Genomic DNA, 14,446 nt, shown 5'->3' with positions numbered 1-14,446 from the left:
GACTTTATTTTTTGACTTAGGCAAATTTCTCGATTTGACATATAGTGGTTTTGGTCTCTTGCATTATCGTTACCTGATCGTAACCATAGGTAGTCGCAGTGTTGACCGCCTCGCCCAATACAACCGGTGCCGCACCCTCTGGGTAGTAGTATTTACGCAAGTCATTACCTTGCCACTATCCTGCCAAGTGGAAAGGAATGGAGGCGGCTCCTTGCACAACGCGCTCTGTTACCTAAGCACGCACCTTGATCTTGGCTCCAATTGGAGACTTAACCCAAACGTAATCCCAGTTCTTGATGCCACGATCTGCGGCTGCCTTAGGATTGATCTCCACAAAGTTTTCTTTCTGAAGCTCGGCTAACCATGGATTAGAACGAGTGTCGTCACCGCCACCCTCGTATTCAACCAAACGACCAGAAGTCAAGATGATTGGGAACTTTCCATATAACTTCTCATTCAAGTTTTGATCTTGAACAGTCTTATAGAGAGTAGGTAAGCGCCAGAAATTCTTCTTATCTGCGGAAGTTGGATACTTGCGCATCATCGCCTCATTAGTACCATAGAGCGCTTCACGGTGAATCGGAACTGCATCGGGGGCAGTTCCAGACAATAGCGCGTGCTTTTGCATTACCAAATGGATGGCAACCGTTCTTCATCACGACCCTTTTGAATAAGAACCATCACCAGCAAGTAAACTTACACCTTCACGCTCTACTCCAAAGTTCGCACGGAAATTGCCGCCACCTTCCATCACACTCTTACTGGTGTTATAGAGATTCAGTGATCCAGGCTGCTGGATAGCAGCGGTGCCGTAGCAAGGCCAAGGCAAACCATAATAATCACCCGTGGTGTCATAACCAGTAACTAGATCAACCCCACCGCGTGACTTCAAGGTCTTTGGATCAAATGTTGCAACCATTCTCATATGCGCTTTCAGACGCTCAGGAATTTGACCTGTGTAACCAATGGTCCAAACAGAGCGGTTGATTTCACGCAAGATATCTTCAATTTGCGGCTCTCCCCACTGCTTACCAGCAAATTTTGAGCTGAGCATTTTGTAATTCTTAAACAACTCTTGACCAAAACCAAGACGGTCAGCAAATGCTTGCATGATCACATGATCAGGCATAGATTCGAACAATGGCTCAATAACTTTCGCACGCCACTGTAAGAAAGGAATATCTGTACCCGAACGGATGCGGATGTACTGATCTGACTTTGTCGCCGTACAGGTGTAACGAGGATTAACGACGATGACTTTGCAGCCATTCTCTTTAGTGTGCAACAGACTCAACATGGAAACTGGATGGGCTTCTGCCGCATTAGAGCCGATATACAAAGCGGCCTTGGCATTGATCATGTCGCGTTATAGCTATTGGTCATCGCGCCCCATAGCCCCAGGTGTTTGCAACACCTGCAACTGTGGTTGAGTGACAAATACGAGCCTGATGGTCTGTGTTGTTTGTTCCAAAGAAAGAAACTCACTTACGCATTAAACAAGCTTGTTCGTTCTTGTGCTTAGAAGATCCAATGAAGAACATCGCATCTGGAGAATATTTCTCGCGAATACTCTTCATCTGCGCGGTAATTTCATTAAGAGCCTGATCCCATGAAATGCGCTGGTATTTTCCATCGACCAATTTCATTAGATAACGTAGACGGTAGTCACCATGACCATGGTCGCATAATAAAGCGCCCATTTTGATTGGCGAATCAAATACGGAGTCTTGACGAACCCAAACGCCATTCTCAACAGTCGCGTCAGTAGCGCAACCTACTGAGCTATGAGTACAGATTGTGCGCTTGACGTCGATCTTGCCTTTTTTGCTATTTAGCATTGCCTTGCTTGGCTCAGCTACCGCCTTTTGCATTATACTGAGTTGACTAGCTGCAATACTAGCACCTATGCCAACTCCAGAGTACATTTAAGAATGTACGTCGATCCATGGTTGGAACCGCAGACTTCAAGCCACGCGAGCGGCGACCGATGAGATGAAATGCAGAACGACTGCTTTATGGGGTATTTGATTTACGAATCAGACTCATATGTTGTCCCTGAGAAAGTTTTTTATTTATTGAGTAACAAGCGAGGTCGAATAATTAAATCTTGGTAGATTCATAATGCTTGCGCATGTGCGCTGTAATTTGTTATCCATCATGATTTGGTTTAACGGTACTACCGCTTTCCTGCATCACCGCTTTACCAACTGAAATCTGAGAAGCAACAGCAACTGCACCGACTGTTGCACCTGCTCCAATAAAAAATTTACGGCGTGCCGGTTTGTTCTCTGCGCTTAAAGCAACTTTGGATTTAGTGCTCATGACTTGCTCCTATGTGTTGATTCTTGATTTCGGTCAAGTGTAGTATGTAATTGCATTTTTAGCATTGATGTAAGACTCAAATCCATAGCAGGGTTTTCCATAGGATTTAAATCGCTTCAAATCATGTCAAAGCTTTGACCTTCGATCGCTAGGAAGTCTCTGGTTAGCACGGCAATCGGATGGTAGAGGCGCATCTCTGGAATACCCTCAACTGCATCGCATAATTCATCATACCAATGGCGCATGTGTTCATTAAAAAACCCTCTGATTTGTAAGGTTAGAAACCTCGACATCATCACCTGCGATCAAATCACGCATCACACTTCACATAGGGCCGAGATATAGTCCTCCGTTTCTTTCAGTGACATCCTCTGCGGCCTCAAGACCAAAAGTCTCCAAAGCTCTACGAATGTTGACCAACGGCTTTTCATTCAGATGCCCAGCCATATAGCAGGCACCATTTAGAATAATATTGGGCTTGCCAACGCTGATGAAATTCAAATCAAACTCATCCTGCCAATCCTTAGTAGGATTGTTCTTTGCAACCTCCACCACACCCATCCACGCTTTAGCCAAAGGCGCATCATTTGCAGCCTCACCTTGATCGGCTGTTGCCGCAATTTGATCCAAAAGCGCCTGATCTGGCGGCATCTGAAAAAAAACGAGCGATCAGGCCATATACCAGGCTCGGTGCATAAAACAGAAACGTCTAAAGATGAACTGAGATTTTCAGCCCAAGGAATTGCTTGCGATCCAGCGTCAATAATCAGCAACCTACCGTGACTTTCGTAGCTCACTACCGACACAGGCTCTGCTTCAGGCATGTCAGCTAATGCCAATAACGCAGCGATCTTCGGTCCCGATAATTTGGCTTTTTTGGTGCAGGCCACCACTACTGAATCTAAACCGTCTAGGGACTTTAAAAAGGATCCTACTTCTTTGTCGACACAATGAGGTGTGCATTGGCACACCCAGCGCTTTTGCATCCAGCGGCATGGTGCCATTGCAATTACAGACTAATTTTTGACTCATACGCAATCTTCTTAAGTTTTTTCTGTTCTGGATCTGTTGATATTTCATTTGGCATTTCATCCAATGGATTAGATGTATTTTGCTGTGAGGATCTTAAATCACTTTGCATTTGAGTCTGCAATGAAGCACGGCAAAGCTTGATTCAGCATTAGCTAAAACAAGCGATTCGCTATCTACATAACGCTCTATCTCTTTCTCGAGGCGCTACATCACACAACCAGCTAGGGAGTGTCGCAGAAACATTTAGGTAGTAGCCTTCAGCTTCATCCGGAAAAAGATCAAGCTCATAACCAGTCAATAACCATAACTCACCGCCTTCGTCACGACCTAAAAACTGGCCAGTAATGGAGTTACCTGAGTTAGGATTAAATTGCCCATAGTCTGGCAACACCTCTTGAGGCGCCCAGCGGTATGAAACCTATGGGTTATCCAAGTTTTGTTTACGCATTAATACTGCAAAACGCATAAGTCCTCAGGTGTTTTGAACCACAATGTTAGGAAATTTACTGCTCATATCTTTGGATAGAGTAGCAACCCGGATAGCAACCTGTCTAGCAATGCCTTTATAGATTACGCTAATGGCTCCATCAGGATCCGCGACAACGGTTGGACGCCCAGCATCCGCTTGTTCACGAATAGAAAGATTAAGAGGAAGCGCACCTAAAAAATCCACTCCATACTCTGTACACATTTTTTCGCCGCCACCAGTACCAAATACATGTTCCTCATGTCCACATTTCGTGCAAACATAAGTACTCATATTTTCAATAGTGCCAATAATCGGTACGCCCACCTTTTCGAACATTTTCAAACCCTTACGCGCATCTAACAGGGCAATGTCTTGGGGTGTAGTCACGATGACTGAACCAGTGACGGGAACCTTCTGCGCCAAGGTTAGCTGTATATCCCCTGTCCCTGGGGGCATGTCTACGATTAAGTAATCCAAGTCGCGCCACCGAGTCTGACGAAGCAATTGCTCAAGAGCTGAAGTGACCATTGGACCACGCCAAACCATCGGCGCATCATCGTCAATCAGAAAACCAATTGAGCTCGCTTGTAGACCATGTCCCTCCATAGGCTCAATCATATTTTCTTCAATTGAGTCTGGTCTTCCGGTAATACCCAACATCATGGGCTGACTCGGTCCATAAATATCGGCATCCAAAATACCGACTTGAGCACCTTCGGCAGCAAGCGCTAATGCTAAGTTAACAGCCGTTGTTGATTTACCAACACCGCCCTTTCCGCTAGCGACAGCAATAATATTTTTGACGCCTGGTAATAGCTTCACACCTCGTTGTACAGCATGAGCAACGATTTGACTGCTCACATTAACACTGACATTTTTGACACCAGGCAATCCACGTAAGGTTGCAATAACTGATTTTCGCATCCCATCAAACTGACTTTTTGCGGGATATCCCAAAACGATATCCAAAGATATATCACCGTCTTCTACTTTAAGATTTTTAATATTTTTTGCACTAACGTAATCAATCTTAGTATTGGTATCCACTAAGTTTTTTAGAACAGCCTGCACGGACTCTGTTGTAACTGACACTACATTCTCCTGATATAAATAAACTTAGAACACTGATCTAGGTTTTGATATTTTTCTTCAATTAGAGCAAGCTTACGCGTAGCGGGCAAAACTTGCTGAGTGTGGGATTATTTTGATCCAGCTCAGTACCCTATCTTTAGCACCCCCTCGATAGAGCCTTCACACCCTATGCCGCAACTGAGAAACCTGCATCTGTGATGAGCTGACCTGCTTGCTCAGCAGATAAGATAGTTTGCAGATTTACAGTCTGTGTAGCTAAATCCGCTGTGACGATAGCCTTGAGGATCTTCCGCTTGAATTTTGCCCTAGTGACAGCGTTAATACAGCCTCCACAGGTCATACCAGATACTTTTAAACTGAACATATAGTGAATTTGGCTTGCATGGAGTAGATTATCTTCTATATGAGCGCCCAAAACGAGACTAATTCTGAGCTATTGACTCTAGATATAAGTGGCATGACTTGCGCCTCTTGCGTAGGAAGGGTTGAAAAGGCGCTAGATAAGATTCCAGGGGTGGAAGCTGCAAGTGTGAATTTAGCCACCGAACAGGCAAAAATTCGCTTAGCTAGCAACTCTCACGTCAGCATTGATGAAGTCATTGCTCGTGTACAAAAAACAGGCTATTCAGCCAAAATCAGCTCCCCTCATACGGTTCGAGAGCTAGCCCCCTTTAATTTATTTTGGGGCTCAGACGGATTAGGTCGTGTTTTATTAGGATTTGCCCTCTCTGCTCCACTGTTTTTGCCGATGCTACTCATGCCTTTTGGCATTCATTGGGCCCTCTCTGCTAAATGGCAATTACTACTTGCTACCCCGGTCCAATTCTTTTTGGGCTGGCGTTTCTATAAAGCAGGCTTCCAATCCGTGATGTCTGGAGTAGGCAATATGGATCTCTTAGTGGCTCTGGGCACTAGCGCTGCCTACGGCCTCAGCATGTATCAGATGATGATTGCCACTCATGCAACGCATGAGCTTTACTTTGAGGGATCGGCCGTCATTATTTGTATGGTCCTACTTGGCAAGTGGTTAGAAGCGAGAGCAAAACAGCAGACGAGTGAAGCAATTCGTGCATTACAAAAGCTCTGGCCCGAACACGCCAAAGTACTGCCGCGAGAGATCGTCATTAGCGAAAGCGCTCCATTGGATCAATTTCGTGACCTCCCCTTAGATCAGGTCTTTCCAAAAGATCGCGTCTTAGTTCTGCCTGGCGAACGTGTGCCCGTAGATGGTCGAATTTTGCTTGGAAACAGTCATGTGGATGAATCACTTCTCACAGGCGAGAGTAATCCAGTCAAAAAGCATATTGATCAAAATGTTATTGGTGGCTCTCTCAATGGGGAGGGCGTATTAGTAATCGAGGCACAAGCAGTCGGTATTCAGAGTGTGCTGTCGAAAATCATTTCTCTAGTAGAAAAAGCTCAAACCCAAAAAGCACCAATACAAAAATTAGTGGATCAAGTAAGCGCCATTTTTGTTCCGAGCGTGATCGTGATTGCACTCATCACTGGCTTGGCGAATTGGCTTTATTTAGACTCAGCTTCTCTTGCTATTCTCAGAGCAGTCTCAGTTCTTGTAATTGCTTGTCCTTGTGCTCTCGGTCTAGCTACCCCAGCAGCAATCATGGCTGGCACCGGGGTAGCAGCACGATTTGGCATTCTAATTAAAGATCCTCAAGTTCTTGAGTTAGCACATCGATTGCAGATAGTTGCCTTCGATAAAACAGGCACTCTCACTATCGGCAAACCAAGATTGCTGGAGATTATTCCAATCAATCCTTCTTTGTCCACAAACGATATTCTTGCTAGTGCGGCAGGCCTTCAACTTGGAAGCGAGCATCCGCTTGCAAGAGCCTTATTAGATGCCGCTAAGCAAAACGGTCTTAATCCCATCAGCCCAAGAGACAGCAAGGCTTTACCTGGCATAGGGATCAGCGGTAAACCTAGTTCAGGCATTTTGATAGGCCAAAGTCTGAGTCTACAAAGCATTGCCTCCCTAAAAGACAACCATCATCTCTCGGCAATACTGAGTAAGGCGCAAAAATGTTTTGATGCAGGGCAAACTGTTTCAGTTTTAATGAATAACGAAACAACGTCATCGCCAATCGCCATCATTGCATTTGGGGACGAGATAAAAGATTCTGCCAAAGAAGCAGTTAATAATTTGCATATCCGTGCAGTAATGCTCTCAGGAGATAATTTGGCGGCGGCCAATCGCGTTGCCAACTCGATTGGAATTGAAGAAATCTATGCACAAATCATGCCAGGCGATAAGGCAGAAGTTATTCGCTCACTAAAAGTAAACGAGGGTCAACGCCATTATGTTGCCATGGTAGGTGATGGCGTAAATGATGCTCCTGCTTTAGCAACTGCAGATGTTGGGATGGCCATGTCCACTGGTACCAATGTCGCAATGCAAGCAGCTGGTATTACCCTCATGAGAGGCGATCCTACTCTAGTGGCAAATGCAATAGATATCTCCAAACGAACATGGAAAAAAATCCAGCAAAATTTATTCTGGGCTTTTGTCTTTAATGCTACTGGTATCCCACTGGCAGCGCTAGGCTATCTCTCGCCGATGCTAGCTGGCAGCGCTATGGCACTCTCTAGTTTTTGCGTTCTTAGTAACGCACTACTACTAAAGCGCTGGCGCCCTGCACATCATTAAATAAACTTTTGTTTACTGAAGATCTTGATCTTTAAAGCCCGATTAAATCTTTGGTGTCGGGATTGATTTTCATTTTGGGTGCTTGCGAATCAATTCAATATCACCATAAAAAGCACAAGCTTCAGACTTTGTATTGTCTGTATCTGCTAATAAAGCGATCCTAATCACCTCCCCTGGCGCCTCACCATAGGGGGGCGCGCTTATAATCCTCCGCTAAGTCGCGCCACAGTCTCGGCAGAGAACTTTGGCAACTTCTCTTGAGCAAGGTAATTGCTCGGCATTAAAAGGTTGTCCAGCTTCATTCTGAACAGAATCGCCGCTCAGACCAGCGCATCCAACCAAGAATATGGACGCTCTAACTAAGAGGAACTTTAGAACGGACAGTAGAGCTTGCTTATACATACTTTAATTGTCCCAAAGATTGGCCTTTCTGAGTCTAAAATTACAACATGCGTCATCAATCACCCTCAAGCTTGGCCATCATCTGCGCTTTTATTGCGGCAGTTATTCATCTGGCCTTAGGCTTTTCTATCGAGTTTTCAGTAGATGAGGCTCACTATGCGCTGTATGCCCAAAACCTAGCCTGGAGTTACTTTGATCACCCGCCCATGGTTGGTTGGATACAGTGGCCAATAGTTGCCCTCACTTCATCCGAAGGTGTCATCCGTCTTGTCCCAGAATTATTGTGGATCATTTCTACTTACTTGGTTTATCAAGTCACCATTGAATTACATCATTTAATGCAAGGTCGTCATGCAGGTTACCTGACAAGCGCACTACCATCGGCAAATTTATGTGGACTTCTAGCAGTCCTCACCGTTATTGCTGCGCCCATGTTGCACATTTTGGCAATTGGTTTACTACCAGATACCTTACTTACTCCTTTAAGCCTTGGATTGATGTGGATGACTCTTCGTTGGCTAAGTAAAGATCAATTCAGCACAGGCGATTGGATATTCACGGGAATCTTGTTCGGCTTAGCGGGATTAAGTAAATACACTGCTGCATTTACTGCGATTGCATTTGTATTGGTATTGCTGAGTTCACCAAGAAAGGCATGGCTCACAAAAGTAGGCTTTTGGTTAGCACTGGTAATCGCCCTATTACTAATTACCCCCGTCCTTTATTGGAATTGGGTCAACGATTGGATTTCATTTAAATACCAGCTTGCCCATGGAGGCGGAGGAGAATGGCTATGGCGCAGATTGGCAGCTTACACCAGCATTCAAATTTTAGTCTTTGGCCCCCTCTTTATTTTTGGCTGTGTTGTCTTTTTAAAAGACTCTATGCATGCGAGCAAAATTTCTTTGCTTGCTCTTCTTGGTTTCTTTGCCATTCCATTTGCAGTTTTTACTGGCTTGTCTGGTGGAGGGGGACTTCCGCACTGGACTTCACCCGCATGGTTTTGTCTTGCACCTTTTGCGGGTATCGGTTTAGCTAAAGCTTGGGCCACACAACACCGCAAATGGATTCGCTTCTTCCTGATTACCCAAATCGTTCTGTGCTGCATTGGCTTTGGGTATGTGCTATCTGGAGGTATTGGCTCAGCCTCAATTAAATCAAATCCTATTGCTGATTTGTATGGCTGGAAATTAGCAGGTCAAAAATCTGCTGCATTGACGAAAGCCACAAAAGCTGATGGTATTGCCGTACAGAATTGGACATTAGGTAGTCGCGCTGCTTGGTACGCATCCCCCACCCCAGTATTTGTTTTAGACCACAGGCAAGATCAATTTGACCTCTGGTTTGGTGAACTACCAATTGGGGCAACTGTTCTTCTAATTCAATGGTCTGAGATGCCGCACGCTAAGCCAATAGGGGAGAAATCGAGCTTTGAGACATGCGAGGCCATCGATAGTCTCGAAATAAAGCGATTTGGTCGAATTTTGTCAAAATTTGACTTTAGCCTTTGTAGCAACTGGCAAGGACCCAACTGAATAGAGTAATTCCCTCAAATTCAAGACCTTATGGGTTCAAGGCATTATCCTTACGCATATGAGTTCACAAGCCCAACCCACCCCAAAAACCCAATCGGGGTGGACAACCATTCTCAAACGAACTTGGCCCACCATTCGCGTTTTACTTTCGATTGCATTGCTTTGGAAAGCAACCAGCGGAATTGATTGGTACTCGCTTTTCGACACCCATATTCAAATGCAACCGCTTTGGTTTTTAGCAGCACTAGGAAGCATGATATGCGCCTATATTTGCGGAGGATATCGCTGGGGATTATTTATGCAAGCCGTAGGATTTCCCCGTCGCATTCGCTCCTATATTGGACTCTACTTTGCAGGCGGTCTGATTAATCAGGGTCTGCCAAGCACAGTAGGTGGTGATAGCTATCGTGCTATTACAGCAACTCACCTGACAAGCACAGGTAATCCATCCGAAACCAAGGAACTTGATGAGGAATTACACCACTTAGTAGACCTTGAACATGCCACATCTAAATTACGCCTCAGTTTTTCAATGGTTTTGGTTGATCGCCTTTTAGGCTTAGCAGGAAATAATTTACTCGGTGGCATTGGCTTAGTTTTAGGCGGCGCTACTTTAGCCGCATGGGGTCAAGACCTGGGCTATGCGGTGATGTCCGTTATGTTATTGGCAGGAGGAGCAATCTCCCTGCTTTTGGCTTGGAGTCCCAGTCAAAAACTTTTACACAAGCTTTTGGATCGCTTCAATATGAATAACGCTATGCCAGGGATCAAGCTTGCATTTGCTTGGCCCAACAATATTGTTCAAGCATTTTTGGCAATTGGCATTCACTTTTTGACAATTTTGACTTTGCTCTTTTGTCTAAAAGCATATGGTGTCGATGCTCCGATAGAGGGTTTGATGATTGGCCTGCCCGCATTAAGCTTGTTACTCATGCTGCCAATCAGTATATCTGGCTGGGGACTTCGTGAAGCCACGCTTTCTTCTGTCCTGGCGCTATGGGGAGTAAATCCTTCTCTAACGGTGCTTGCTTCTATTAGCTATGGAGCAATTACTGTTTTATCCGTTTTGCCGGGCGCCTATTTTTTATTAAAACGAAAATAATTCAGTAGAGTAAAACTATGACTATTAGCGTCAACACTATGCGCGCAATTGACCATTGGGTTGGTGTTCCACTTTGTGCAGTCGTTAGCCCATTTGTCGCCTTGATAGATGGCATCAAAAATATGGTCAGTCGCGGCCCAGAGACGCCAAAAAAAATGCTCTTCATTGAACTCTCTGAAATGGGTAGTGCAATCTTGGTAGACCCAGCAATGCGTAATGCTCAAGCACGTGGAGCAGAGTTGTTTTTCTTAATCTTTAAGAACAATCGCGCCAGTCTCACTTTGCTCAATACCGTTAAGCCAGAGAATATTTTCACAATTGATGCATCAAGTTTAAGTAGGTTAGTTAAAGATACCTTGCGTTTTTTAGTGTTAGCTCGCACTCACCGTATTGATACAGTAATTGATTTAGAGTTGTTCTCCCGTTTTACAGCACTACTAACAGGTATGTGCGGAGCACGCCGACGCGTGGGTTATCACATTTTTCATGGAGAAGGGCTATGGCGTGGATTTATGCTGACCCGAAAAGTGCACTACAACCCACACATTCATATTACCAAGAATTTCCTCTCGCTGATTCATGCTGCCTTTGCGCAGAAGATTGAGGTTCCTTTCAGCAAAATTGAGATCCCAGACTCAGAAGTTCGCCTAGAGCAAGCCATCCTCAATCCAGACTCCTTAGAAAAGGTTCGTCATCGCATTGAAAAACTCGCTCATGATGCTGGAATTAATTACACCTTAGGAAAAAATCGTTTGATTTTAATTAACCCTAATGCCAGCGATCTCTTGCCGCAACGTCGCTGGGCCCAACAGCGCTTTTCCGAGCTCATTCAAGCGCTTCATCAACAGTTTTCAAGCGACCTTATCTTAATTACAGGATCTCCTAATGAAATTTCTTATGCAGAAAAAGTGCGATCTGTAGCTAATGTAAAAAATGCACTGAATTTTGCTGGACAGGTAAGTTTTACTGAGTTACCACCTCTATATACCCTGTCAGATGTAATGGTGACCAATGACTCTGGCCCAGGCCACTTCTCTGCAGCAACTCCATTACGTACGGTTGTTCTATTTGGGCCTGAAACTCCAGCTCTTTATGGCTCAGTTGGTAATTCAATTGCTATCACCGCTAACTTAGCCTGCTCTCCTTGCGTTAGTGCTGCTAATCATCGCAAGACCCCGTGTCAGGATAACGTGTGTATGCAAGCAATCACAGTTTCACAAGTGCTAGACAAAGTCATCACACAAATACAGGCTTCCGATCAAGCAAAGGCTAGTTAAGCTGAATGAATAAAAATGCAATACCGACATTTGCTTGGTTTGTTCCGCTGGTTCCACTGACTCTCGCAGGTATAATTTACTTTGGTGAATTTCAAAGTAGTAGTTTTTTGTTCATTAACCAACTAACACAGCAGTTACCCGATAACCTGTGGACCTGGCTTACTTTTTTCGGCAATGGTTGGGGTGTATTTGCATTTGCATTCCCCCTGTTACTGATAGCACCCAGAATGTTATCGGCGGGCATTTTTTCTGGAGCTCTTGCAGGCTTGATAAGCACCCCTTTAAAAACTTTTTTTAGCCTTCCCAGACCTGGCGGTGTTCTAACAGAGGGTAGCTTTTATCGGATCGGTGACATTTTGCTTCATAAGGCATTGCCTTCCGGACATACTCTTACCGCATTCGCAGTAGCTACTGGCCTCTATTTTTCTGTCAATAAAGGCAAGCGTAAACCTCTCCTTGTTTTATTTGTTCTTGCTGCCTTGGTAGGACTTTCACGCAATGCTGTTGGGGCACATTGGTTTACAGATGTATTGGCTGGCGCTGGCTTAGGTATATGGTGTGGAATGTTTGGCGCATTACTTGCCAACCTTCTCCCTGAGGCCACTCTCAAGCCAAATAAGATTTGGCCTCGCCTTATTGCTATTAGTGGCCTGGTATCCATATATGCTCATATTACTCAAGTTATGGATCTAGAGTTAAATCAACCTCTGCAATATGCTTCCATTGCAGTTTTGATAACTACGCTGATATTTTTTGGCAAAGCGCAGTTATCTAGGTCGCGAACACTGTGAGTACGCGTCGCTATGTTTAGCTATAGACCTGCATTTCATACAGGTAGTCATGCAGATATTCTCAAGCATCTCACCTTGATACATTTGGTTCAATATCTCCAAGAAAAATCGGGCGCACTTACTATCGTAGATACAGATGCAGGCGCTGGCATTTACAGTCTACAGGATAAATTTTCAACCGTTAGCAAGGAGGCGGATGGCGGCATCTTTCGCCTTAAGCAATATATTAAAACTTGCTTGCAGATACCCCCAGAGAGTATTCAAGCATATTTAAAGCAAATTGATACTGAAAAGGTGGAAGGACGGCTTGATAATTATCCCGGATCGCCATTTATGTTGGCACGCTTATTGCGTCATAACGTCAATCAATTAAAGCAATCAAAACAAATTGACGTCTATGCAGAAGATAGTTTTGCCAGCCTCAAAGGCTTACTACCTTCGCCAAGTCGGCGCGGCTTAATATTGATTGATCCTTCCTACGAAGACAAACAGGACTATCGCTATCTGGAGACTGCGATGCAAGAAGCGCTCACTCGATTTGCCACTGGCTGCTATGCCATTTGGTACCCAGCGATCTCAAGACGAGAATCTGCCGCCCTACCCGATTTTTTAAAAAAAATTGCTGCAAACCATAAACGATCTTGGCTGAATACTGAGTTGCGCGTTGAAAATGCCCCTGGTGAGCGACGCTTACAGTCTAGTGGTATGTTCATTATAAATCCACCATGGACTCTAGAAAAACACTTAGCTCAAGTACTCCCTACACTAACGAAAGTCATTGGAATTAATGGTGGTGGGTAGTTCTTACTAAAGAGCTTTGGAAGCTCAGAATGAATCGCGCAAATTAATCATCACCTCATTTCGAGGCATAAAGGGTAATATCCAAGATAGATTATAGCGTGCAAAATTCGGCGCTCCTGCGCTCTGGAGCTGACGAGTTTTCATCCACTGCTCTAGCTCCAATGTTTTTTCAGCTACTTTTTCTTCGCTATAGAAATTTGACGAAGTCGTACAAGTGGATTGATTGGCTTAGGTATTCATTCCATCGTATATTCGGCAGGCATCACAAATGATACGGTCTATTTGCCAGCATTAGGTTCAATCCCACCGGGAACAGTCATTGCAATTTTTGAACTTTTTAAGCTTTGATCAACAACAATTACTGGTGCGGTCATTGCGATCTTTTCGCTGATTTGAATTAGACGAAAGCCTTGACTAGATGCATCATCTAGATCGCCTTCAACTTGTACTTCTGCGAAAAGCATAGGCGCGTAGGAGCGAATCTCAAAAGGCGGTGCTTTATCGAGAACGGTCTATATAAGTTACCACTGTGACTGGATTTCAAAACCAGTTAGATCAAAAGTCAAACTTGCTTGAGCGCCAACCGGCAAAGTCAGTTTATTGGTTTGATATCCAAACGGTAGTCCAGTCAATATTGGAATCTCCACTGGCAAACGTTGACGAATCGCATCAATAGCACGCTCAAGAGAGTAGCCCTTATCGTTTTCGTATAGGCTGTTGCAGAAAAACCACCTAATAGTATTGCCGCTTGTTTAGCGAGAACACCAGCATCCAGAAGCTGCATCAACATTCTTTCGATACGATAAGGATGCTCATTGACATCCTCCAAGAACAATATTCCACCCTGCGCTTGCTGCGCATTTGGCAAGTGCACTGTTCCAACCAGTGTCCCGCCAGAACAGTTAAATTTCCACCCCACAAGATTCCGCTTACTGCGCCATTATTCTTTTCACCCAAA

17 protein-coding genes and 1 pseudogene are annotated in these 14,446 nt (G+C 44.5%); 6 read left to right on the top strand and 12 right to left on the bottom strand.

Annotated elements, in window-relative coordinates:
- Positions 1-16: 16 nt before the first annotated feature.
- From DXE31_RS06750 to DXE31_RS06725, 7 genes and pseudogenes are all read right to left on the bottom strand, one after another.
- Positions 17-1,947 (bottom strand): annotated as a pseudogene (locus DXE31_RS06750) (formate dehydrogenase subunit alpha).
- A gap of 201 nt (positions 1,948-2,148) precedes the next feature.
- Positions 2,149-2,322: a hypothetical protein gene (locus DXE31_RS09760; protein WP_162785558.1), complete on the bottom strand. Its 174-nt coding sequence runs from the start codon at positions 2,320-2,322 to the stop codon at positions 2,149-2,151.
- A gap of 116 nt (positions 2,323-2,438) precedes the next feature.
- Positions 2,439-2,567, bottom strand: coding sequence for a hypothetical protein (locus DXE31_RS12095; RefSeq protein ID WP_269460590.1), 129 nt, complete (start codon positions 2,565-2,567; stop codon positions 2,439-2,441).
- Positions 2,568-2,646: 79 nt separating this feature from the next.
- A complete protein-coding gene (locus DXE31_RS10390) occupies positions 2,647-2,973 on the bottom strand; it encodes a molecular chaperone TorD family protein (RefSeq protein ID WP_197712171.1) in 327 nt (108 codons plus the stop codon).
- Between the two features lie 550 nt (positions 2,974-3,523).
- Entirely contained in the window at positions 3,524-3,745 is a 222-nt protein-coding gene (locus DXE31_RS10385) for a DUF3305 domain-containing protein (protein WP_197712170.1), read from the bottom strand.
- Positions 3,746-3,826: 81 nt separating this feature from the next.
- Positions 3,827-4,915: an iron-sulfur cluster carrier protein ApbC gene (apbC, locus tag DXE31_RS06730; protein ID WP_114698276.1), complete on the bottom strand. Its 1,089-nt coding sequence runs from the start codon at positions 4,913-4,915 to the stop codon at positions 3,827-3,829.
- A gap of 166 nt (positions 4,916-5,081) precedes the next feature.
- Positions 5,082-5,255 (bottom strand): copper chaperone, encoded by a 174-nt coding sequence (locus DXE31_RS06725; protein ID WP_197712250.1) that lies wholly within the window; start codon positions 5,253-5,255, stop codon positions 5,082-5,084.
- Positions 5,256-5,318: 63 nt separating this feature from the next.
- Here DXE31_RS06725 and DXE31_RS06720 point away from each other — a divergent pair, with 63 nt between their 5' ends.
- On the top strand, positions 5,319-7,580 hold the full coding sequence (locus DXE31_RS06720) for a heavy metal translocating P-type ATPase (RefSeq protein ID WP_114698274.1): 2,262 nt from the start codon (positions 5,319-5,321) through the stop codon (positions 7,578-7,580).
- A 69-nt stretch (positions 7,581-7,649) separates the two neighbouring features.
- Here the strand turns inward: DXE31_RS06720 and DXE31_RS11400 are convergent, their stop codons facing one another.
- Complete coding sequence (locus DXE31_RS11400; RefSeq protein ID WP_231969431.1) at positions 7,650-7,748, bottom strand: DUF3047 domain-containing protein; 99 nt, start codon at positions 7,746-7,748, stop codon at positions 7,650-7,652.
- A gap of 281 nt (positions 7,749-8,029) precedes the next feature.
- Between DXE31_RS11400 and DXE31_RS06710 the strand changes: the two genes are divergently transcribed.
- The 5 genes from DXE31_RS06710 to DXE31_RS06690 are packed head-to-tail and all read left to right on the top strand — an operon-like array spanning position 8,030 to position 13,488.
- On the top strand, positions 8,030-9,517 hold the full coding sequence (locus tag DXE31_RS06710) for a glycosyltransferase family 39 protein (RefSeq protein ID WP_114698273.1): 1,488 nt from the start codon (positions 8,030-8,032) through the stop codon (positions 9,515-9,517).
- Between the two features lie 58 nt (positions 9,518-9,575).
- Positions 9,576-10,619, top strand: a complete 1,044-nt coding sequence (locus DXE31_RS06705) for a lysylphosphatidylglycerol synthase transmembrane domain-containing protein (RefSeq protein ID WP_114698272.1) — start codon at positions 9,576-9,578, stop codon at positions 10,617-10,619.
- 17 nt (positions 10,620-10,636) lie between these two features.
- A complete protein-coding gene (locus tag DXE31_RS06700; RefSeq protein ID WP_114698271.1) occupies positions 10,637-11,896 on the top strand; it encodes a glycosyltransferase family 9 protein in 1,260 nt (419 codons plus the stop codon).
- 5 nt (positions 11,897-11,901) lie between these two features.
- The gene (locus tag DXE31_RS06695; protein ID WP_114698270.1) at positions 11,902-12,687 is read left to right on the top strand and encodes a phosphatase PAP2 family protein; all 786 of its coding nucleotides are present in this window, start codon (positions 11,902-11,904) and stop codon (positions 12,685-12,687) included.
- A gap of 12 nt (positions 12,688-12,699) precedes the next feature.
- Positions 12,700-13,488 carry a 23S rRNA (adenine(2030)-N(6))-methyltransferase RlmJ gene (locus tag DXE31_RS06690; RefSeq protein WP_114698269.1) on the top strand — a complete coding sequence of 263 codons (789 nt, stop codon included), beginning with the start codon at positions 12,700-12,702 and terminating at the stop codon, positions 13,486-13,488.
- A gap of 24 nt (positions 13,489-13,512) precedes the next feature.
- Here DXE31_RS06690 and DXE31_RS12905 read toward each other — a convergent pair whose 3' ends face one another.
- The 4 genes from DXE31_RS12905 to DXE31_RS11390 all read right to left on the bottom strand — a co-directional run bounded on the left by DXE31_RS12905 (position 13,513) and on the right by DXE31_RS11390 (position 14,407).
- Positions 13,513-13,632, bottom strand: coding sequence for a hypothetical protein (locus DXE31_RS12905; protein WP_415077845.1), 120 nt, complete (start codon positions 13,630-13,632; stop codon positions 13,513-13,515).
- 134 nt (positions 13,633-13,766) lie between these two features.
- On the bottom strand, positions 13,767-13,952 hold the full coding sequence (locus DXE31_RS12090; RefSeq protein WP_197712168.1) for an SOUL family heme-binding protein: 186 nt from the start codon (positions 13,950-13,952) through the stop codon (positions 13,767-13,769).
- 57 nt (positions 13,953-14,009) lie between these two features.
- Positions 14,010-14,135: a hypothetical protein gene (locus tag DXE31_RS12085; protein WP_269460630.1), complete on the bottom strand. Its 126-nt coding sequence runs from the start codon at positions 14,133-14,135 to the stop codon at positions 14,010-14,012.
- The gene (locus DXE31_RS11390) at positions 14,117-14,407 is read right to left on the bottom strand and encodes a hypothetical protein (RefSeq protein ID WP_231969430.1); all 291 of its coding nucleotides are present in this window, start codon (positions 14,405-14,407) and stop codon (positions 14,117-14,119) included. The genes DXE31_RS12085 and DXE31_RS11390 overlap by 19 nt, the downstream gene beginning before the upstream one ends.
- Between the last annotated feature and the right edge of the window lie 39 nt (positions 14,408-14,446).

The sequence above is a fragment of the Polynucleobacter necessarius genome (assembly GCF_900095185.1).
GTDB lineage: Bacteria > Pseudomonadota > Gammaproteobacteria > Burkholderiales > Burkholderiaceae > Polynucleobacter.
This window is presented reverse-complemented; position numbering and strand designations above follow the sequence as displayed.